The sequence below is a fragment of the Nostoc sp. CmiVER01 genome, assembly GCF_034531135.2.
In the GTDB taxonomy this organism is placed as follows: domain Bacteria; phylum Cyanobacteriota; class Cyanobacteriia; order Cyanobacteriales; family Nostocaceae; genus Nostoc.
This window is the reverse complement of sequence record NZ_JAVRBU020000022.1, coordinates 82,053-101,188: the sequence shown is the minus strand read 5'-3', so window position 1 is coordinate 101,188 and position 19,136 is coordinate 82,053. Positions and strand designations below refer to the sequence as shown.

Here is a 19,136-nt window from a genome sequence, read left to right as displayed (position 1 = left end):
TTTCCTAAATACTTGTAATACCTTACATATTTTATACTTTATATGAAAAGTTAGCTGCTGATAAAACCTAGAAGAAATCTTAGATTCATATCCGCAACTCACACACGAGGCAATTCAAGCAGCTATTTGAGAATTGAATGCCTAAATATAAAATAAATAAAGCGATCACTCACCCTTCCACAACAGGCGATGTCTAACAACAAGCTATTACGTGTCTACCTTTATTTTTGAGGTTGTCTGCAAAGCGATCGCTCCTCATAAACTATCGAAGCATAAAATTAAAGCATGACTATTCATAAAACAGATATGCTAAAAACGCTTTGGGCTACTGTTCGGAATGGAAAAATCGAATTGCTGGAGTCAGAGGAATTACCGGAAGGGACAAGAGTGCTAGTAACGCTGCTTCCTGATGATGAAACTGAATTTTGGCTTCAAACCAGTCAAACATGACTCTCATCAGTTTGGGATAACGCTGAGGATGATGTCTATGCCCAACTACTCTAAAAATAACATCATTTTGGTTCAGTATCCCTTTTCAAATTTGTCCAGTTCAAAATGTTAGACCTGCTGTTGTAGTAAGTGCGCCACACATTTCTCAAGACATCTTAATCACACCCTTGACGAGTAAAACTGGGGCATTACTAGAAGGTGAGTTTGTCTTGTCTGAATGGGCAACAGCAGGGCTAAACGTGGCTACAGCAGTTGAGAGAGGTCTATACACAGTACATGAAAGCTTGGTTGTAAAAGCGATCGGCAAGTTAGCTGATGCTGATGCTGAACTTTTAGAGCAATCTTTGCGGTATTGGTTGGGGTTGTGATAAGAGTCAGCAATAGTATTGGCAACTTCACAAAATTGATAATTGAATGCCTAAACAAGATGATCGCACTTCATAAGCCACAACAGGCGATGTCTAACGACAAGCCGCTAGGCGTTTACGCTTTGTATTGAGGTTTTCTGTAAAGCGATCGCTCACTCTTTCACAACAGTCCATCACCGTGTTTTTGAGGTTTTCTGAAAGGCGATCGCTTTTGAGAATGTAACAAGTGTGATCGCTTTATTTTTGAGGTTTTCTGTAAGGCGATCGCTCTTTACAATTACCCCCACCAAAGGTTTCCGCCCACTACTCTAACGCTAACGATTTAGGGCTGATCTCAAACTGTAAATGGGAACGGTAGAAACAAACATCAAACTCCATAAAGAAGTTAACTTGCCCCAAAATCAGAGGTACGTTTGTAGCGTGTGTCCATGCAAATACAAGTTGTACAGGTTCAAATTGCCCAACTACTGCTTGAAGAAGCACGACACGCGCCTCATATTGAGCTAAATTACCTGTCAAACTCAATGCAGTTGTCTGCTGCTCCCATACATAACCAAGCTCAACTCCTACTGAATAAGGAAGCACATTCACGCTTGCTCCAGTATCCAACAGACCGGATATGATCACAGAATTTTGCTGGTAAATCAAAGTAAGAGGTAGATAGGGGCGGAAACTGGCTTCGCCCAATGCAACATCAATCGGGATAAAGGAATACCGTTGTGCATTACGCATGGTCTTGAGTTTTAGCAGCTTCTAGCACTTTTAACATAGTATCTGCTGCTTCAACTGCATCATAAGGCGACCACACAGGATAAGATTGATCGGGCTTAATCAGATCGGTTTCCTGTTGGGCTAACTCTGAGATCAAAACCTGCATAATATAAAACTTATCTGCTCGACTAAGTTCTCGCAAAGCGGAAATTAATTCTGCTGAAACCATGCAAAGCACTCTAGTAAATCAAGTCTGCTTCTCGATCATAGTTTAATTTGTTGGGTTTCACTGCGTTTACCCTAAGCTACAACTAGAGTAATCACGTCTGCGACTTACAGGTGAGACAATTTAAGCAGCTAATAATGCGTAGGCGTAGCCCGTCGTAGACATCGCACTCACTCTTCCACAATAGGCGATGTCTAACGACAAGCCGCTACGCATCTACGCTTTGTCTTTGAGGTTTTCTGAAAGGCGATACCTACGGTAAAGTACGCTAACGCACTCGCTTTTCCAAAATAGCGATCGCATTTGCTTGTTGGGCGACAGTATTTGCTTGTTGAGCGACAGTATTTGCTTGTTGAGCGACAGTATTTGCTTGTTGGGCGATCGCATTTGCTTGTTGGGCGATCGCATTTGCTTGTTGAGCGATCGCATTTGCTTGTTGAGCGACAGTATTTGCTTGTTGAGCGACAGTATTTGCTTGTTGGGCGACAGTATTTGCTTGTTGAGCGACAGTATTTGCTTGTTGGGCGACAGTATTTGCTTGTTGAGCGACAGTATTTGCTTGTTGAGCGACAGTATTTGCTTGTTGGGCGATCGCATTTGCTTGTTGAGCGATCGCATTTGCTTGTTGAGCGACAGCATTTGCTTGTTGCGTTTATCTCGAAACAAGAGACAGATATAATTTGACAAGTATAAACACAGAGTAAGTCTCGATTATTCTGTTTTAATTAAATCCCTGAAACTACTCTTATCACGTAGAAGCAAATGCCAGTATGTTGAAATAGAAGTATTCCAGGAATATCTCCCATGTCTTTAAAAACTCGCGGTTCTGCTGCTGTAGACAAAGCTCAACGCCGTCTCGCCTTGCTTAAATCAATCAATGAGAATCTGGATTTAGGGCATGGATTAAGCATTGAAGCTTATACCCGCCTTATCCATAACACCCGTGCCACACTAGAAGCTCATAATACACTTTTGTCTAATCTTGAGGAATCTCGTAAGACGATAACTCAGATGGAGCAAACACTCTCAGAACTGTCTGAAAGGATGCTTACTGGAGTTGCGACTGTTTACGGCAGAAACAGCATGGAGTATTCAAAGGCAGGCGGCTCTCGCCGAAAGGGGAGTACTAGTCAAAAATCTATTTCACAAGTTCCTTCAGTTGTTGCGGTTCCCACTAATCAACCCACCCAAACTGCAACTAACGGCAAAGGCAGCTTGAGCAATGTTTAAATTTATTTTACTTAATGAAAGAGCTATTATTCGTTAAGTTAGTAAGGTAGCACAGCTAGCTGTGCTACCTTACTCCAAGATCCACGCAGCCTGAAAAAAGTCGCGTTCGCAAAACATCGCATAACGATAGGTTGAATCAACAACGGAATTAGTAACGGCATAATTGTCAACCAAATTTTCTAATTGTTGTGTTAGTGGTTGAAAATCTGCACTGCTGTAAGTACGAATCCAGTCTGCATATTGATGATTAGGAATGCCGTTAGCAGCTAACTTTTCTCCCAAAAAGGCATACAAACGCATACAGGGAGACATCGCCGCAGCAGTTAAGCCTACATCTCCACCCCATGCAGTTGCTAACAAAAAGTCAGTATAGTGGCGGGTAGCGGCTCCTGGTTCTACAGAATGCAAATTGACTCCCCACGCAGAAGCATAGCCATTATGCAGCCGCAGTTCTTCTAAAACTCCACTAGCTAAGTTATGAAATGTAGTGAAACCTAACCAGTCTGGTGCTTTAGCTGCGGCAATACTGTACGCACGGGCAAAAGCTTCTAAAAAAAAAGCATCTTGCCCTACGTAGTAAGCAAATTTAGCTTGCTCAAGAGTACCATCGCCAATGCCTTGAACGAAAGGATGCTCTAGGCAAGCTTGGGCTAAGTCTTGATTTGCTGCCCATAATTCCTGAGATAAAGTCATTTGTTATTTATCACTTGTACTGAGCGTAGTCGAAGTAAGTCGAAGTATTTGTCATTTGTTATTATCCCCTTTAAAAAGGGAAGAACTGAAGCAAGACTGAGCCTAGACTTCCTAAAAAGTCTACAAAACTGGGTTTACCAGCACTTACCTTCTCATTTACAGGTGTTTGCAGTTCTAGAATAAAAGCTTGAGCTGTTTGGGTTCCAGGGGTATTGCTTTGGGATGTAAACAATTTTTCAGCAATTTGAGCATCTTGGAATGCACCTTGTCTATCTAGTATTTGGTAACGAGCGATACCACGAGCTAAATAAGCACCTGCAAATTCTGGTTTAATAGCGATCGCTTGATTAAAATAACTGATTGCTTGCTGTTGGTTGCCTTTTTGCCCTTCTGCTACACCCCAAGCATAAAATTCTTCTGGTGAAGCAATTTGTAATGGTATCCCAACGGCACCTTGAAAGTTAGCACCATTCAAGTTTGCACCAGTCAATTCTGCATTTGCTAAATAAGCATTTCTTAAATCAGCACCCCCTAAATTTGCCCCACGGAATTTAGTCTCGCTCAGGTTAACACCAAACAAACTTGCACCGCTCAAGTTAGCACCCCGTAAATCTGCACCGCTCAAGTTTGCCCGACTAAGGTTAGCACCTGTAAGATTAGCACCGCTCAAATTGGCTCCAGATAAGTCAGCCATCACTAAACCTGCATTAGTCAAATCACAGTTTTGACATTGCTTAGTTGCCAATAACTGTTTAACGTGTTCAGAATTTGCTGCTTGTACGGTTGTTGCCAAACTAATTGTGGTTAAAAAGGCAGCTATGGCTAAAATTTGCTTCTTCATATTTATGTAATATTTATTACTCAATATCTTACGCTAACTGAGATGGATTTATACCTCAGCATTATGATATGAGCAATCTCAACAGTTTGCCCTCTGTAGTTGCCTAGATCACTTATAAATTTGAGTAAACATTTACATATACCCTGATTTTAAATAAATATGAGACTATAGAAGCATTAAGACAGCCATAAAAACGTGAGTCAGCAAGACAAACTCTTAGAAAAGATCCTCTCTGGGACTTCTGATACAGACATCCCTTTCGCCCAACTGTGGCAACTTTTATATCGACTAGGCTTTGAGGAGCGGATTCGTGGCGATCATCGTATTTTTAGCAAAGCCGATGTTGAGGAAATATTAAACCTGCAACATAAGATAGGAAAAGCCAAAAGTTATCAAATTAAACAAGTTCGTGCAGTAATTCTTAAGTATAAGTTAGGAACCCAAAATGATGTTTCGCTATGAAGTTATTCTCTATTGGAGTGAATTAGATCAAGCCTTTATTGCGGAAGTACCAGAATTACCAGGCTGTGCTGCTGACGGTGATAGTTATCAAGAAGCTCTGCATAATGTAGAATTAGTGATGCAGGAATGGATAGAAACAGCTAAAGATTTAGGGCGGACAGTTCCTCAGCCTAGACCGCGTTTGATGTACATTTAATTGATACACAAGCTAAGTCACGTCGCTTCTCTACGAGACGCTAAGGGCGATCGCTCAAAATTCAAAACTCAATAATTTTTGATACCCATAAATTTTGTAGGTTGGGTTGAGGCTTTGCGAAACCCAACAAACACCCGCAAAATGTTAGATTACCCTGCGAAATTTTGCTAAGTTCCTCAACCCAACCCACTAGCGTGACATGCTTAAAATGTTGGGTTTCAAAAAATTACAAAAACCAAAATTCAATCATTAATAGAATTACTCAACCTTACTGGCAATCTTACAAATCACCATGATATGTGATTTATATTTGTCAATAGTATAGTGAATAAGTTGCAATCCAGAACGTTCTAGTTCTTGCAAAAGTTTAGGGATTTCATACTTATGATGTCGCCAAATAGTAATTTCTTCACCTTTAGATATTTCAATCTTTTTATCTATACCCATTTGACTGAAATTTAGAGTGTAATTATGGTGGAGTTTCATCTTAGCAACTATACTATCTGTCTTTAAATCATACTTTCTCACCAATTCACAATCTTCAGATTTAATCCCAATCTTGCTTTTAACCCATCCATATATTTCTTCTACATGATACTTGCAGCCACCTCTGACGTTTCCATCCCATTTAGAGTTAGAACCAATTTCATTGGTAAACACCAGAAAATCATTTTTTCCCATACTATCTCTAAAGTTTTTTAGTACCTCATCTCTATTTTGATGATTACCGATAGTAACACCTAAGTGGAAAAATATTTTGGCTGTGTCGTCAATTTCAAGGCTAACTTTATTTTGAAATAAACTTTTGGGCACACAACTATTCTCTATATCAATTGTGGAACTGATGAACTCAATTAGAGGAAACCATTTGCTAAAATTTTTTTTGGATACATGAAGCAATTCCTCGCTGATATCTAAAGCAATATATTTATTAACTTTTCCTAGTTTATTAAGTCCTTTAATAAACTTTTTAACTGGATATGAATTTCCTGCGCCAACATCTATAATATTTATTTTTTTACCAATTTGAATATTGTCATTCAAGTATTTAAAATTTTCCTTTAAAAGCTCAATTTCTACATTCGATCTTCGATACCATGTTGGAATCACATATTTTCGATAAAAATCGTCCCAGATTTTTGCGCCTCTACCTTTATAAGAATACTTTAGAGGTATTTCTCGCCTGACTTCTAATGCATGAATTATGCCTAAAACTTCTTCCTCAGAAAAAATAGAGAAGAACTCAGAACTTGGCTTTGCTGTGCGATTGATAGCAGTTGACATGTCCGAGGGAAGTTGGAAATTGCTATGAAAATTTTGAGCCATTATTCTTGTTCTTGGGTTTTCTGAAATTATTGAAATGGATTAGCTGCAATGCTTGCCAAAGAGGTATTTTCTCACGCCACTGTCCCAAAATTTGAACTAAAATTTGGACTTACAAGCAGAAATAGATCCTATATTACGTACTGGGCAATTGGTTTTTTACATCAAAATACGAGATAATTTTTCAAAGATACAGGGGTAAATTCCAGTGGTTCAGCAACCAGAACTCCAGGAAACTTCGTCGATACACTCAATCCAGCGCGTGCTTAAGAGTTTAAGCACTTACCGATGGACTTCGCTAGGAGCATTGGTGAGTCTGTTGCTGTTGACGATCGCAAACGCAGTTACCCCACAACTATTTCGGTGGGGAATTGATCAAGGCATCACGAAAAACAACCTCCAAATTGTGCTGTATAGCGCCGCCTGGATGGTACTCGCCGCGATCGCTCGTGGTGTATTTAACTTTGGACAAAGCTATCTAGCGGAAGCAGCGTCTCAAGGTGTAGCTTATGACCTGCGAAACAGAATTTTCAGCAAAATTCAAAATCTCAGTTTCAGTTATCACGATCAAGCGCAGACTTCCCAACTGTTAACCCGTGTCACTAGCGATATTGAGCAGATCCGTACCTTTGTTGGCACTAGCTTAATTCAGGTCGTCGGTTCACTTGTGACATTGGTGAGTATATCAGTGGTTTTGCTGGTGATGAACTGGCAACTAGCACTGATTACACTAACGGTAGTGCCCCTAAATGCATGGTTGATGGCACAATTTGTGAGCCGGAATAACAAACTTTTTCGGCAAGTACAAGAGCAACTAAGCGACCTCAATGCTGTATTGCAAGAGAACTTGTTAGGAATCCGGGTGGTAAAAGCCTTTGTGCGGGAATCAACCGAAAGGTCGCGTTACACGACCATGAATGATTCCCTAGTCAGAGCAAATATGAAGACCATTAGCGCCATCCACAATACCTTCCCGTTTATCTTTTTGCTGAGTAATTTAGTAACATTGGCAGTTTTTGCCTACGGGGGAGAGCAGGTGATTGGGGGTAGGTTCTCCATTGGTGAACTAGTGGCGTTTAACTCATACCTAGCGTTGATTCTCCAACCAATTTTGTTGATTGGGTTTGCTGCACCTGCGATCGCTCAATCAGCTGCTTCCGCCGAACGTGTGTACGAAGTTGTAGATGCAGAGGTAGAAATTCGCGATCGCCCCGGTGCTGTCCCATTTGAAACCTGTGGCGGTAGAATCACATTTGAAAATGTATCCTTTCGCTATCCGGGAGCGACAACTGAAACTCTCAAAGAAGTTTCCTTTGAAACCAAACCCAACGAACTAATTGCAGTTTTAGGGATGACTGGTTCCGGGAAAAGCACAATTATGAACTTAATTCCCCGCTTTTACGATGTCACAGGGGGAGCAGTTCGCATTGACGGACGAGATGTAAAAAGTTTCACCCTCAAAAGCCTCAGATCGCGCATTGGTATTGTATTTCAGGAAACCACCCTCTTCTCTGGTACAATCCGCGAAAATATTGCCTACGCAAAACCCGATGCAACTCTAGATGAGGTGATAGAGGTTGCCAAAACTGCCCAAATGCACGATTTTATTAGTAGTTTACCCGATGGCTACGAGACAATTGTGGGTGAACGGGGCGTGGGTTTATCTGGTGGGCAAAAACAACGAATTGCGATCGCTCGTACCTTACTAACCGATTACAGCATTCTAATTTTGGACGATAGCACCTCAGCTATAGATGCTAAAACGGCTGCCCAGATTCAAGCCGAACTAGATAACTTAATGCGCCAAAAAGCTTGTACAACTTTTGTAGTAGCTCAACGCATCAGCACCGTCAAGAATGCCGATCGCATTTTTCTCATGGATAAAGGACGATTGGTAGCACAAGGCACACACGAGGAATTAATGCAAACCAGCCCCCTCTACGGTGTGATTTTGGAATCTCAAGTAAAGGCGAAAGAGAAAAGTGATACCAAACTAAAATAAATAGTCTTGCATCAAATTTTTATCACAGCCTTGTAATCAAGACAAAGACTTTTAATCAAAAATCCAAAATCTAAAATCCAAAATTGCTATGAGAGGCACAGTTCCCGTTGTTGCATCTGAGGATCAAGCGAGTAAACAACTTTCTACCCTGCGGCGCTTTTTGCAATACTTGCTACTTTATCGCAAAGAAATTCCCATCGCCCTGACATTAGTATTTATTGGCGCTGTAACCCAGGCAATTGGCCCGTTTTTCCTCGGCTGGTCGATTGATCACCTAATTGCACAAGGTAATTTGCAAGGACTACTACTCTTATTAGGACTACTAGCCCTAAACTACGGACTTGGTGTATTAGCAATCCGGGGTCAAATTATTCGAGTCGGCTGGATTATGCAGCGATTGCTGGCTCAACTGAGGCAAGATATTTTCACTAAAATCCAAAGTCTGCCACTTAGCTTTTTTGATCGCAGCGAAGCAGGTGATTTAATGAGCCGCCTGTTAAATGATGTCAATACTGTAAATCAGGCATTTGGACTAACGATCGCCCAAATGCTGGGCAACACTTTCAGTTTGGTAGGCATCATCATTGCAATGCTCTCAATCAACTTACAACTCGGTTTGTTGAGCAATCTGGTTGTGCCACTGATGATTTTTACCACCAGCTTATTTGCACGTTGGGCAAGAGCTAGGTTTCGCGTTACCCGACAAACTATTGGGGAGCTTTCCGCTAAGTTAGAAGAGGATATTAGCAGCGTCAGAGAAGCACAAGCATTTAATCGTGTCCAGATGAATATTCAAGAGTTCGACGTTCTTAACGCTGCCAATAGAGATGCTAACGTCGAGGCTGTAGCAATTACTTCGGCCTTTTTGCCCTCCATTGATTTTCTCAACACCCTAGCAACCGCAGGTGTGCTGGCCTATGGCGGCTATCTCGCAGTCACCGGAGCTGCAACAGTGGGTGTGGTAACATCCTTTTTACTTTACGTCCAGCAGTTCTTCCGCCCGATCCAAATTCTCAGCCAGTTTTACACCCAAGCTCAATCTGCCTTCGCCGGGTTAGAGCGAATCTTTCTATTGTTAGATGAACCGTCACAACTCAAAGACGCACCCAATGCGACAGAAATGCCGCCTATTCAGGGTGAAGTGACATTTGAGAATGTCAAGTTTGGCTATAACCCGGATCAACTGGTTCTCAAAGGGGTAAATTTGCACGCCTATCCAGGACAGATGATTGCGTTAGTAGGGCCGACCGGTTCGGGAAAAACTACGATCATTAACTTGATTTTGCGCTTCTATGATGTATCTGGCGGTGCAGTGAAAATTGATGATATTGATGTGCGTAGCGTTACTCAAGCAAGTCTACGGCGACAAATTGGCATCGTTCTGCAAGACAATATTCTATTCAGTGGCACTGTAGCCGAAAACATTGCCTTTGGCTCTGCCCATGCCACTCAAGCTGATATCGAATCGGCTGCACAGTTGGCAAATGTGCATGAGTTCATTACCTCACTACCACAAGGCTATACAACTCAATTGGGTGAACGGGGTGCACCCTTGAGCCAAGGACAACGACAGCTGATCAGTATTGCCCGTGCCGTGTTGATTAATCCCCGAATACTGATTCTTGATGAAGCAACCAGCAGCATTGACACGCGTACAGAAGCGTTAGTACAAATTGCGATCGCTCGTTTGTTGCAAGGTCGAACCAGCTTCGTAATTGCCCATCGCCTCAGTACAGTTACCCAGGCAGATCAGGTATTAGTAATTCAGCAGGGAGAAATTGTAGAGCAGGGTACTCACGCCGAACTTATCAATCAGCAAGGCGTTTATGCCAACCTTTATGCTCTGCAACTGGGTGCAGCAGACACAACGGTTTAAAACAAAAAGTAAAATATATATAGCTCTAATTTATCAATCGCCAGCAAAGAAATGAAGCTACCTGACCTCGATTCACAAACCATTGATCGCATTATTGAAATGGCATGGGAAGATAGAACCTCTTTCGATGCTATTGAGGCTCAGTTTGGGCTGCTAGAGAAAGAGGTAATCGCCCTAATGAGGCGCGAAATGAAAGAATCTAGTTTCAAGATGTGGCGAGAGCGAGTTACCAAACGCGGTACAAAACATTTATCTAAGCGAGAATTTATTGCAGGTCGGTTTAAATCGCATAATCAAAAAACGTAAGTAATTGGGTGAAAACTACCACATTCAGAAGTACAATGACGAAAGTTACACTCTACATTGCAGCGAGCTTGGATGGCTATATTGCTCGCAGCGATGGCAGAATTGATTGGCTATCAATCCTTGATACAGAAGGTGAAGACTACGGTTACACTGATTTCTACGAATCGATTGATGCGATCGTGTTAGGTAGCAAAACGTATGAAGTAGGGCTTGGTTTTGATAAATGGCCTTATCCAGACAAAAAATCCTTCGTTTTTACCCAGCGCCCTCTCCAATCTGACCGTGAAGACGTTACATTTATTTCTGCTCCAGTGGAGCCAGCCTTAGCAAATATAGAAGCTCAAGGTTATGAAAACATCTGGCTAGTTGGTGGCGGAGCATTAATCAATTCGTTTCTTCAGCACAGCTTGATTGACGAATATATTATTTCAACTATTCCAATTATCTTAGGTGGCGGCATACGCCTTTTCCCACCGCCTAGCCCTGAAGAAGAATTGGAACTGATTAGCTCAAAACAATATTCTACTGGTTTACTTCAAGCACATTATAGGCGAAAACAGAAGGTTTAAAAAATTCATAATTCATAATTACGTGACTGCCATCATTAGGCAGTGGAATCATATCATGTTCCGTTTAACACTTATCATTATGATTGACGCAAGGGAACTTTAATGATCCATGATTATCTGGACTTAATATAAAACCCTTTTTAATTACGAATTACGAATTACGTTAGCGTAGCGGGGCGTAGCCCATTACAAATTACCTAAAGAAGCTTCTGAACAGCTTTGCTAAACTCCTCGTAAGCTGAAACTCCTACGATAGTTTGTGCTAACTCACCATCTTTAAATATTAAAACTGCTGGAATACTGCGAAGACCGAATCTCTTGAAAATTGGCTTGTTGCTATCAACGTCTACCTTAACAACTTTGGCGCGACCTTTATATTCCTCAGCAAGTTGATCCATTAACGGACTGACCAAGCGACAGGGGCCACACCAAGTAGCAGTAAAATCAACAACAACAACTTTCTCTTCACTTCCATTTAAAACAGCATCAAATTCGCTTTCTTGAACGTAAGTAACTATGTCAGTATCTGTAGACATTTTCTAATCCTTTAGTGTCAAACTCAAATTTCAGCAAAAAGCTAACTATACAAACTATACTCCCTTCTGCCTGTCAGATTCATTAATCACCTAGATTCTTGAAAACCCACACCTGGCTTTTGCTTAAGTAAGGCAATGCAAATAAATCGAACTATGTCAGGACTTACGCAAAATTATGAAAAAACGAACCGCAAAGAACGCAAAGAACGCGAAGGAAGAGGGTTTCAGAGAGTTCTTGCATGAGTCCTATATGTTAGTGAATGTAAAATTATTGTAATCATTTCGTAGTAAGGACTTTAGTCCTTCTTTTAGGACTTTAGTCCTTACTACAAACCTTTAATTATTTACGCCGTTTTACATACGCCCTACCAACTGATCTAATCTAAAAACCTATACCTTAAGGCGTAGAGGAATCATTCTCTCGATCAAACAGTTCTAACAAGCCAATTGTGCCTACAAAAAAAGTATAAGTAGCATATTTTATTGGCATCTTTTTTCTTGAAGGTGCATAGAAAGCTGCTATAATACTTTCGATAAAATGGCTAGTGACGGCAAAACGCTCAATCCAAAAAATTGGATTAAGGCTGCTTGGTAGATTAGTATTAGTTATTACTGCATAAATATTCCATGATTCCAATCCAATTGCGCTTGTTATAAGGATTGTAGATATAATTTTTACAAAGGTAAAAATGTATCTTTTTATAAGCTTTAAGTTCATATCATTCACAAAAAATTGTTTAAATTATGTGGCAATACTCAGTAAAGTAATAGACAATTTCATCTATGAAGACTTATGCAAAAAATTTCTAGTACAGCACGGCATAAATAAACCACCCATTCCAAATCAACGAAACTATTACCCTGTATTCATTTTGACTTTTGACTTTTGACTTTTGACTTCCGCCCTGCGGTACTAGCCCGGTTATTTCGCGGTGTCTCCTGTGGTAGTTTGCGGTCAGCCTATTCTCTACGAACGCGCAGCGTGTCGCAGACAGACGTTTTGCATAGCTTGCTTCTCTGTAAAAGTATACGTCTAGGTTTTTCCAGTACTCATGCGTAAGTTTTATGTATTATCTAAAATTCCCCTTAAGTCAACCAATCTTATATCATGATTTCCATTTTTGTAAAAGCCTCTAAAAATACGGACATGATGTATTAAGCTTGCTATACCCGTAAATACTACTAATATAAGGCGGAAGTCAGAAATATTGTATCCCAAGCTTTTGCACCATTTAAAATGGTATGTTTCTTTACGCTGTACTGTACTATGAGTAATGAAAATTAAATTACTAGATATTTAAAAAACGGTGAAACTGTGGAATAATACATAGGTGGTAAATTTAATTGCATTCAGTAGATAGATAAAAATATAAAGCTATGATTACTCAAGATTACAATTCAATTAATTTTGAACCTACCTTGCTTAAGCAAATCAAGATTAAAGAAAATCAGCTAAAAATTGCACAAGAATCTAATATGCTCTATGTAGCTGAAGCATTAGAAGAAGAATTATTAAAGTTACAAGATCAATTATCAGAGTCGCAAGACGTTGAAGTTCTAGCGTTGATGAGTTTACTAGACGATTAAGATTATAAATTTGTGTTGCAAAGTTTATTGAAACACAATAACTCTCTCAGAGAGACGCAGAGCATAATAATTGTGATAACTGAGTCTGCTAAAGTTTTATAAACACATGATAATTCTTACCTAGTTAAGATATTAGGGTTTTGCTGAGTACGGGGTACTTTTATCTGCGGTACTGAATTAATCTTAAGAACAGGTTTAATTGGGCGCAGTTGCCTTAGCCTAAGAATTTGAATTTCTCTCTCCATCGAATTTTTTCCTTGTCTAAAAAATTCTTGAGAGTTATATGGAACTAAGTCGCGGGATAAATGTTGAGCTTGTGTTGGAGTCAAACTAGGAAAGGCTTGTTCAGCATTGGCAGAAATTTGTATAGCCAGTAAAAAAGCTGTTGAAAGCACCAAGGGTTTTATTTTTATACATCCGGTAAATATCAGGTTTAACATGATTGATACATCTATTGCGTGAATGCTATTTCAAACCATCTTATGTTGGTCTGATTATAAGCAAATTTTACTTATTGGCTTACTAATTACTTCCTACAAATGGGTGAATTAATAAGCTAAAAATTTATCGAATAGAATAAAGGCGTCAGTTGTCAGAATTCAATTGGGTAAACTGAGCAGAAATGGCGGATAGCGTAGACTGTAGACTATATCTTTGCTCAGTCGCAGACTCAGAATTCGTTCTGAGACAGGGTAGACGATAATGAAATAGCCTTGTTAGGTTGGATAAATAGGCGATCGCACCTTTGGCAATACATCAGCTAAATTACTAGTTTAGGAATGGTGTCGAGCCGCTTCAGTGATAATGCTGTAGTATATATTCCAGTCTGTAACAGTCAATACTAAATCATAAAATTGTATTTTATACAGGTAGTCTTTCCCAAAATAATAAAATTACTAACTTAGCTATTGGCAAAACCTTGGTTTGCATACAGTCTATTTACTAATTTTTAAAATAGGTAAATATAATTTACACTAAAATATATCAGTATTTTAACTGTTGCTTTACTGATTAATACTTACTTAATATGTAGCACAATCTTTTCCATTATCTTACTCATCGTGAAACCTCTTCTACAGACTTACTTAGAACAAGAAATCTGGATACTAGTACGGGATAAATGGTATTTCGCCACAATTATCGGAGTTTGGGATGATTTGTTGTGTTTTAAACATAGAACTTACAACAAAGATACAGAGGAGGATACTCTTTGGGAAATGGTTGTTAAAATCAGTGAAGTAGTTGCTATCGATAAAGTTAGCTCTGTTATTAGTAGAAAAGCAGATGTGCTTATTTCACGGCTACTAGAAACTGAGCAAGGACTAAACGATTATTATCAAGATCATGAACATTAATTAGCTCAATAGTAAAATACTAGCTTGTCTCTCAGATAAACAGATAAAAGTTGAGACAAGCAGTATAAATCGGTATGATAGAAGATTAGCGGATATTGTTGCTCCCTTTGGGTTGGTTGCCGATAGATACAAATTAATCCAGCTTCAAGGTTTCTCTTGGAGAGCCTATGCCTACGCTAAGACAATAAATATATTTGCATAACAGAGGTTTAATACTAATCTGATAGACTATCTTAAATTTAAAATTATAAAAACTGGTAGCTCAGGGCTGATAACTAAACTATGAGTGAAGCCTTATTCTGTATCGAAAATCTGCGAGTTGCCTATCCTGCACGGAGTGGAGAAGAAGCAAGCTGGGCGGTTGATGATGTATCTTTCACCTTGCAACCAGGTGAAAGAATGGGATTGGTGGGAGAGTCGGGTTGTGGTAAGTCAACTATAGGACGGGCAGTAATGCGTTTACTACCAGCCTCTAGTCGGATTGAGGGACAGGTGACATTTCAAGGACAGTCGGTGTTTGACTTGATGCCTAACCAGTTGCGGAAATTTCGGGGAGAAACGATCGCCTTAATTTTTCAAGATCCCATGACACGCCTCGATCCGTTAATGACGATTGGTAAGCATTGTATCGAAACCCTTCAGGCACACTCACCAGAATTATCAACCCGCGAAGCCAAAGAAAAAGCACTTGCTACCTTAGCAAAGGTGAATATTCCAGCTAGTCGCTGGAATCAGTATCCCCACGAGTTTAGCGGTGGAATGCGCCAACGGGTAGCGATCGCTTTAGCTTTACTCCTCAACCCCAAGTTAATTGTTGCCGATGAACCTACTACCAGTTTAGATGTCACCGTTTCCGCACAGATATTAAAAGAATTAACTCGTCTGTGCGGTGAAGAAAACATGGGATTATTGCTGATTTCTCACGATTTAGCAATGGTGGCTGAGTATTGCGATCGCATTGGCGTCATGTACAACGGCAAAATGGTGGAAATGGGTTCTACAGAAACCGTATTTAGACACCCTCAACATGAATATACGCGATCGCTCTTAAAAGCAGCTTTACATATTCAAGCAGTAAATGACGACGGAGAATTGATAATTGCCAATGACTCAGAAAAGCAATTACCCATTGTTAATAAACAATCCCCAATTTTGAGCGTCAGTGAACTCAAGCAACACTACACCATAGAACCTAACTTTATTGAACGACTGTTTAAGACACAAACCCAGACCATTAAAGCAGTAGATGGTATCAACCTAGATATTTATCCCGGAGAAATTCTTGGCTTAGTTGGGGAATCAGGTTGTGGTAAAAGTACGCTATCACGAACAATCTTGCAACTAATTCGTCCTACTAGTGGCAAAGTTGAGTTTTTAGGACAAGATTTAACTAAACTGTCGCGTCAAGAAATTCGCTCCTCACGGCGACAAATCCAAATGGTTTTTCAAGATCCTCATGCTTGTCTTAATCCAGCGATGACAGTGGGACAAAGTATTGCCGATCCTTTATTTATCCACAATTTAGCCGATCCCGTTAAGGCAAAAGAACAGGTTTTGTGGATGCTAGAGAAAGTTGGGTTAACGCCCCCAGAAGTATATTATGAGCGTTATCCATCAGATTTATCTGGGGGACAACAGCAAAGAGTTGCGATCGCTCGTGCTTTGATTACTCACCCTAAACTTTTGATCTGCGATGAACCAGTAAGTATGCTAGACGCTAGCGTGCAATCGCAAGTGCTGGATTTGATGTTGCAATTAAAAGAAGAATTTGAGTTAACTTATCTGTTTATTACTCACGATCTTTGGTTAGCTCGATTTTTGTGCGATCGTATTGCCGTGATGAATGGCGGTAAAATTGTCGAACTTGGTCTGACAAAAACCATTTTTGCTAATCCTCAGCACCCTTATACCAAAACCTTACTAGCTGCTGCCCCCTTACTAGCACGCGCTTAATCAAACAAACTCCTAACTCTTATAAAGATGCGATTTATCGCGTCTCTGTAGGTTCAGAGGCTCAAGTGGCGATGTCTAACCGCAAGCACTGCCTTTGAATGTTTCTAAGTAGGTCGGTATAAAAATTTGTCCTTGGGATAAGGCAGTTCTTGCTGGAGGGAAGAGGGTTTTAATCCAATAAGCTTGGGTTAGGCATTTTTTTCTTCTCTCTGTTTTGCGCCAGTTGTTTTAAGTCGGGGAACCCGCAAGGGCGCACTAGCTTCTCTGTGCCTCTGCGGTAGCTAGCCTGCGGCCACAACTCTTGGAGAGACTACGCTAATGCGTCTACGTAAAAAAATTTGACTTTGATAAAGAGTTTTAGCCTTAACCCAAGCGTATCGGGTTTTAATCTAGTTTATCTTTCTTCACATAGTTTAGTTTTATTGCACCAACTTAACTTATGCAAATGGTATTTTTAACCCAAAGAGAGGAGATTTCCAAATAGAGACAAAGTAGAATTAAAAATAAACTTCATAAACTGTTTATGCAATGGGCTAATTTTCTAGCCAAAGAAGCTGCTACCCATAGCTTATCTCTAGAGCAAACAGCAGCTTTTCTAAAGTATTATAATAATGAGAATTTAGGTAAAAGTGAAGCTAAACTTATCAGCGAATTAAACGTTGATATTGCTGCTTTCAGAAAATTGATGGGTGAGATATATGAAAAGTTCGCTCAGAGTTATCCTGAGTTAGCTATTTCTAACAATGAAAACAAACTAGAAACTTTACAAACCTACCTGAGAGCGAAATATAATAGCGAATTGGATGTCCTCAAACCATCGGCGGCGATGAAATTATTAAAAACGCTGGTGATTCGGGAAAGACTGCAACAAGAACCTTGGGTTGCGAGAAGAATTTGTAAATTTTTAGGATATTTGCCTTTAGCGTTAGAGTTAGTAGGACAATATCTGTATAAAATGCCAGATTTGTCTTTGGAAACACTGCTAAAGCGGCTAGAGAAAAAACGAGTGGAACATGAATCAGTAGTCAATGCTAACTCATTGATGGCTTATGAATACGGTGTAGCTGAAGCTTTTGAATTAAGTTGGGAAGAGTTGGATGAAAATGCACAAAGTTTTGGCTGTTTGCTAAGTTTGTGTGCTTTAGCTGACATTCCCTTATCTCTTGAGACGGTAGAAGATAACAAAAAACAAGAACTTTGGCGCAAAGCCATAGCTGATTTGCTAGAATTGCATTTGTTACGACAGAAAACTAAAGGAATTTATCATCTCAATCCCCTGATTCGGCAACTTTTTCAAATGAAGTTGGATAAGTCAAATAAGGCGGATGAAGCAAAAACTAATTTTGCAGGGATGATGTTAGAAGTAGCAAAGCTAATTCCGCAACAGCCTAACCATGAAGATATTCTCAACCTCACTCCACATATCCCGCACATTATACAAGTTGCAACCCACCTATCCCAGTATGTAGGCGATGAAAATCTAATCACTCTTTTTACTAAATTGTCTTGGTTTTATCAAGGTCAAGGACTTTATCAGCAAGCAGAATCTTGGTTGCAAAAGTGTGTATATCTGACTCAAAATCGTCTTGGTTTAGAACATACCGATGTTGCTGCTAGTTTGAACAATTTAGCCGGATTTTACAAATCTACAGGACGTTACAGCGAAGCTGAACCTTTGTATCAGCAAGCTTTAAAACTTAGAAAACGTCTGCTAGGAGAGAACCATCTTGATGTTGCCACTAGCCTGAATAATTTAGCACAACTGTACGATTCTATAGGACGTTATAGCGAAGCCGAACCTCTGTATCACCAAGCTTTAAAACTGAGGAAACGCCTGCTAGGAGAAGAACATACCGATGTCGCCACTATCCTAAGCTATTTAGCATTACTCTATGAATCTATAGGACGCTATAACCAAGCCGAACCTTTGTATCAGCAAGCTTTGAAACTGTGGAAACGCCTAGTGGGAGAAGAACATCCCCATGTGGCTACAACCTTGAACAATTTAGCGGCATTGTACTGTTATACAGGACGCTACAGCAAAGCTGAACCCTTGCTTAAAAAAGCTTTAGAACTGAGAAAACGCTTGCTGGGAGAGAACCATCTTGATGTCGCTACTAGTCTGAATAATTTAGCACAACTCTACGAATCTACAGAACGCCACACCAAAGCCGAACCCTTATATCAAGAAGCTTTAGAAATGAGCAGACGCCTGCTGGGAGACAATCATCCTGATGTCGCCATTAGTCTGAACAATCTCGCAGCACTCTACCGTAATACAAGACGGTACAGGAAAGCCAAACCTTTATTTGAGCAAGCTTTGAAAATTTGTGAACAAACTTTAGGTGTAAGTCATCCTACTACTATGACGATTCGGGCAAATTATGCCAGCTTTTTAAGAGAAGCATATCACTAGCGTAGACGCAAAGCGGCTTGTCGTTAGACATCGCTG

The 19,136-nt window shown here is 40.1% G+C and carries 22 protein-coding genes and 1 pseudogene; 14 read left to right on the top strand and 9 right to left on the bottom strand.

Translation table 11 applies throughout. From position 1 onward, the window contains the following. Positions 1 to 70: 70 nt before the first annotated feature. The 3 genes and pseudogenes from RMZ43_RS30855 to RMZ43_RS30845 all read left to right on the top strand — a co-directional run. Positions 71 to 130, top strand: a pseudogene (locus RMZ43_RS30855) (DUF433 domain-containing protein); the annotation flags it as partial. 155 nt (positions 131 to 285) lie between these two features. Continuing rightward, positions 286 to 450: a hypothetical protein gene (locus RMZ43_RS30850; RefSeq protein ID WP_322654995.1), complete on the top strand. Its 165-nt coding sequence runs from the start codon at positions 286 to 288 to the stop codon at positions 448 to 450. A gap of 56 nt (positions 451 to 506) precedes the next feature. Next, positions 507 to 818 (top strand): type II toxin-antitoxin system PemK/MazF family toxin, encoded by a 312-nt coding sequence (locus RMZ43_RS30845; protein WP_322655002.1) that lies wholly within the window; start codon positions 507 to 509, stop codon positions 816 to 818. Between the two features lie 303 nt (positions 819 to 1,121). Here the strand turns inward: RMZ43_RS30845 and RMZ43_RS30840 are convergent, their stop codons facing one another. The 3 genes from RMZ43_RS30840 to RMZ43_RS30830 all read right to left on the bottom strand — a co-directional run bounded on the left by RMZ43_RS30840 (position 1,122) and on the right by RMZ43_RS30830 (position 2,394). Next, positions 1,122 to 1,550 (bottom strand): aspartyl protease family protein, encoded by a 429-nt coding sequence (locus RMZ43_RS30840; RefSeq protein ID WP_322654994.1) that lies wholly within the window; start codon positions 1,548 to 1,550, stop codon positions 1,122 to 1,124. Next, positions 1,543 to 1,758 (bottom strand): hypothetical protein, encoded by a 216-nt coding sequence (locus tag RMZ43_RS30835; RefSeq protein ID WP_322650500.1) that lies wholly within the window; start codon positions 1,756 to 1,758, stop codon positions 1,543 to 1,545. The genes RMZ43_RS30840 and RMZ43_RS30835 overlap by 8 nt, the downstream gene beginning before the upstream one ends. Before the next feature lie 213 nt (positions 1,759 to 1,971). Next, positions 1,972 to 2,394: a hypothetical protein gene (locus RMZ43_RS30830; protein WP_322654993.1), complete on the bottom strand. Its 423-nt coding sequence runs from the start codon at positions 2,392 to 2,394 to the stop codon at positions 1,972 to 1,974. A 165-nt stretch (positions 2,395 to 2,559) separates the two neighbouring features. Between RMZ43_RS30830 and RMZ43_RS30825 the strand changes: the two genes are divergently transcribed. Next, on the top strand, positions 2,560 to 2,985 hold the full coding sequence (locus tag RMZ43_RS30825; protein WP_322654992.1) for a hypothetical protein: 426 nt from the start codon (positions 2,560 to 2,562) through the stop codon (positions 2,983 to 2,985). A 69-nt stretch (positions 2,986 to 3,054) separates the two neighbouring features. On the opposite strand, the gene RMZ43_RS30820 is transcribed toward RMZ43_RS30825, so the two are convergent. Both RMZ43_RS30820 and RMZ43_RS30815 read right to left on the bottom strand, forming a co-directional pair. After that, positions 3,055 to 3,678, bottom strand: a complete 624-nt coding sequence (locus RMZ43_RS30820) for a TenA family protein (protein ID WP_322654991.1) — start codon at positions 3,676 to 3,678, stop codon at positions 3,055 to 3,057. A gap of 70 nt (positions 3,679 to 3,748) precedes the next feature. After that, entirely contained in the window at positions 3,749 to 4,519 is a 771-nt protein-coding gene (locus RMZ43_RS30815) for a pentapeptide repeat-containing protein (protein ID WP_322650504.1), read from the bottom strand. Positions 4,520 to 4,714: 195 nt separating this feature from the next. Between RMZ43_RS30815 and RMZ43_RS30810 the strand changes: the two genes are divergently transcribed. Further along, positions 4,715 to 4,981 carry a type II toxin-antitoxin system HicA family toxin gene (locus RMZ43_RS30810; RefSeq protein ID WP_322654990.1) on the top strand — a complete coding sequence of 89 codons (267 nt, stop codon included), beginning with the start codon at positions 4,715 to 4,717 and terminating at the stop codon, positions 4,979 to 4,981. Continuing rightward, positions 4,965 to 5,177, top strand: coding sequence for a type II toxin-antitoxin system HicB family antitoxin (locus RMZ43_RS30805; RefSeq protein WP_322650506.1), 213 nt, complete (start codon positions 4,965 to 4,967; stop codon positions 5,175 to 5,177). Before RMZ43_RS30810 ends, RMZ43_RS30805 begins: the two co-directional genes overlap by 17 nt. A gap of 258 nt (positions 5,178 to 5,435) precedes the next feature. On the opposite strand, the gene RMZ43_RS30800 is transcribed toward RMZ43_RS30805, so the two are convergent. Further along, positions 5,436 to 6,503, bottom strand: a complete 1,068-nt coding sequence (locus RMZ43_RS30800; protein ID WP_322654989.1) for an L-histidine N(alpha)-methyltransferase — start codon at positions 6,501 to 6,503, stop codon at positions 5,436 to 5,438. A 205-nt stretch (positions 6,504 to 6,708) separates the two neighbouring features. Between RMZ43_RS30800 and RMZ43_RS30795 the strand changes: the two genes are divergently transcribed. From RMZ43_RS30795 to RMZ43_RS30780, 4 genes are all read left to right on the top strand, one after another. Then, positions 6,709 to 8,502: an ABC transporter ATP-binding protein gene (locus RMZ43_RS30795; protein ID WP_322654988.1), complete on the top strand. Its 1,794-nt coding sequence runs from the start codon at positions 6,709 to 6,711 to the stop codon at positions 8,500 to 8,502. A gap of 88 nt (positions 8,503 to 8,590) precedes the next feature. Next, on the top strand, positions 8,591 to 10,378 hold the full coding sequence (locus RMZ43_RS30790) for an ABC transporter ATP-binding protein (RefSeq protein ID WP_322650509.1): 1,788 nt from the start codon (positions 8,591 to 8,593) through the stop codon (positions 10,376 to 10,378). A 51-nt stretch (positions 10,379 to 10,429) separates the two neighbouring features. Further along, complete coding sequence (locus RMZ43_RS30785; protein WP_322650510.1) at positions 10,430 to 10,684, top strand: TIGR03643 family protein; 255 nt, start codon at positions 10,430 to 10,432, stop codon at positions 10,682 to 10,684. Between the two features lie 35 nt (positions 10,685 to 10,719). After that, the gene (locus RMZ43_RS30780; RefSeq protein ID WP_322650511.1) at positions 10,720 to 11,253 is read left to right on the top strand and encodes a dihydrofolate reductase family protein; all 534 of its coding nucleotides are present in this window, start codon (positions 10,720 to 10,722) and stop codon (positions 11,251 to 11,253) included. Between the two features lie 197 nt (positions 11,254 to 11,450). On the opposite strand, the gene trxA is transcribed toward RMZ43_RS30780, so the two are convergent. Both trxA and RMZ43_RS30770 read right to left on the bottom strand, forming a co-directional pair. Beyond that, entirely contained in the window at positions 11,451 to 11,789 is a 339-nt protein-coding gene (gene trxA / locus RMZ43_RS30775) for a thioredoxin (RefSeq protein WP_322654987.1), read from the bottom strand. 397 nt (positions 11,790 to 12,186) lie between these two features. Further along, on the bottom strand, positions 12,187 to 12,507 hold the full coding sequence (locus tag RMZ43_RS30770; RefSeq protein ID WP_322650576.1) for a hypothetical protein: 321 nt from the start codon (positions 12,505 to 12,507) through the stop codon (positions 12,187 to 12,189). Positions 12,508 to 13,166: 659 nt separating this feature from the next. Here RMZ43_RS30770 and RMZ43_RS30765 point away from each other — a divergent pair. After that, on the top strand, positions 13,167 to 13,376 hold the full coding sequence (locus RMZ43_RS30765; RefSeq protein WP_322650513.1) for a hypothetical protein: 210 nt from the start codon (positions 13,167 to 13,169) through the stop codon (positions 13,374 to 13,376). Positions 13,377 to 13,492: 116 nt separating this feature from the next. Here RMZ43_RS30765 and RMZ43_RS30760 read toward each other — a convergent pair whose 3' ends face one another. Beyond that, positions 13,493 to 13,816 (bottom strand): hypothetical protein, encoded by a 324-nt coding sequence (locus RMZ43_RS30760; protein WP_322654986.1) that lies wholly within the window; start codon positions 13,814 to 13,816, stop codon positions 13,493 to 13,495. Between the two features lie 621 nt (positions 13,817 to 14,437). Here RMZ43_RS30760 and RMZ43_RS30755 point away from each other — a divergent pair. From RMZ43_RS30755 to RMZ43_RS30745, 3 genes are all read left to right on the top strand, one after another. Further along, on the top strand, positions 14,438 to 14,731 hold the full coding sequence (locus RMZ43_RS30755; RefSeq protein ID WP_322650515.1) for a hypothetical protein: 294 nt from the start codon (positions 14,438 to 14,440) through the stop codon (positions 14,729 to 14,731). Positions 14,732 to 15,013: 282 nt separating this feature from the next. Further along, entirely contained in the window at positions 15,014 to 16,684 is a 1,671-nt protein-coding gene (locus RMZ43_RS30750; RefSeq protein WP_322654985.1) for an ABC transporter ATP-binding protein, read from the top strand. A 523-nt stretch (positions 16,685 to 17,207) separates the two neighbouring features. Continuing rightward, positions 17,208 to 19,100 carry a tetratricopeptide repeat protein gene (locus RMZ43_RS30745; protein WP_322654984.1) on the top strand — a complete coding sequence of 631 codons (1,893 nt, stop codon included), beginning with the start codon at positions 17,208 to 17,210 and terminating at the stop codon, positions 19,098 to 19,100. The last annotated feature ends 36 nt before the right edge of the window (positions 19,101 to 19,136 follow it).

Coding starts and splice junctions, on each gene's coding strand:
- RMZ43_RS30850 (WP_322654995.1), top strand. CDS start 286: ATGACTATTCATAAAACAGATATGCTAAAAACGCTTTGGGCTACTGTT.
- RMZ43_RS30840 (WP_322654994.1), bottom strand. CDS start 1,550: ATGCGTAATGCACAACGGTATTCCTTTATCCCGATTGATGTTGCATTG.
- RMZ43_RS30835 (WP_322650500.1), bottom strand. CDS start 1,758: ATGGTTTCAGCAGAATTAATTTCCGCTTTGCGAGAACTTAGTCGAGCA.
- RMZ43_RS30830 (WP_322654993.1), bottom strand. CDS start 2,394: ATGCTGTCGCTCAACAAGCAAATGCGATCGCTCAACAAGCAAATGCGA.
- RMZ43_RS30825 (WP_322654992.1), top strand. CDS start 2,560: ATGTCTTTAAAAACTCGCGGTTCTGCTGCTGTAGACAAAGCTCAACGC.
- RMZ43_RS30820 (WP_322654991.1), bottom strand. CDS start 3,678: ATGACTTTATCTCAGGAATTATGGGCAGCAAATCAAGACTTAGCCCAA.
- RMZ43_RS30815 (WP_322650504.1), bottom strand. CDS start 4,519: ATGAAGAAGCAAATTTTAGCCATAGCTGCCTTTTTAACCACAATTAGT.
- RMZ43_RS30805 (WP_322650506.1), top strand. CDS start 4,965: ATGATGTTTCGCTATGAAGTTATTCTCTATTGGAGTGAATTAGATCAA.
- RMZ43_RS30800 (WP_322654989.1), bottom strand. CDS start 6,503: ATGGCTCAAAATTTTCATAGCAATTTCCAACTTCCCTCGGACATGTCA.
- RMZ43_RS30790 (WP_322650509.1), top strand. CDS start 8,591: ATGAGAGGCACAGTTCCCGTTGTTGCATCTGAGGATCAAGCGAGTAAA.
- RMZ43_RS30785 (WP_322650510.1), top strand. CDS start 10,430: ATGAAGCTACCTGACCTCGATTCACAAACCATTGATCGCATTATTGAA.
- RMZ43_RS30780 (WP_322650511.1), top strand. CDS start 10,720: ATGACGAAAGTTACACTCTACATTGCAGCGAGCTTGGATGGCTATATT.
- trxA (WP_322654987.1), bottom strand. CDS start 11,789: ATGTCTACAGATACTGACATAGTTACTTACGTTCAAGAAAGCGAATTT.
- RMZ43_RS30770 (WP_322650576.1), bottom strand. CDS start 12,507: ATGAACTTAAAGCTTATAAAAAGATACATTTTTACCTTTGTAAAAATT.
- RMZ43_RS30765 (WP_322650513.1), top strand. CDS start 13,167: ATGATTACTCAAGATTACAATTCAATTAATTTTGAACCTACCTTGCTT.
- RMZ43_RS30760 (WP_322654986.1), bottom strand. CDS start 13,816: ATGTTAAACCTGATATTTACCGGATGTATAAAAATAAAACCCTTGGTG.
- RMZ43_RS30750 (WP_322654985.1), top strand. CDS start 15,014: ATGAGTGAAGCCTTATTCTGTATCGAAAATCTGCGAGTTGCCTATCCT.
- RMZ43_RS30745 (WP_322654984.1), top strand. CDS start 17,208: ATGCAATGGGCTAATTTTCTAGCCAAAGAAGCTGCTACCCATAGCTTA.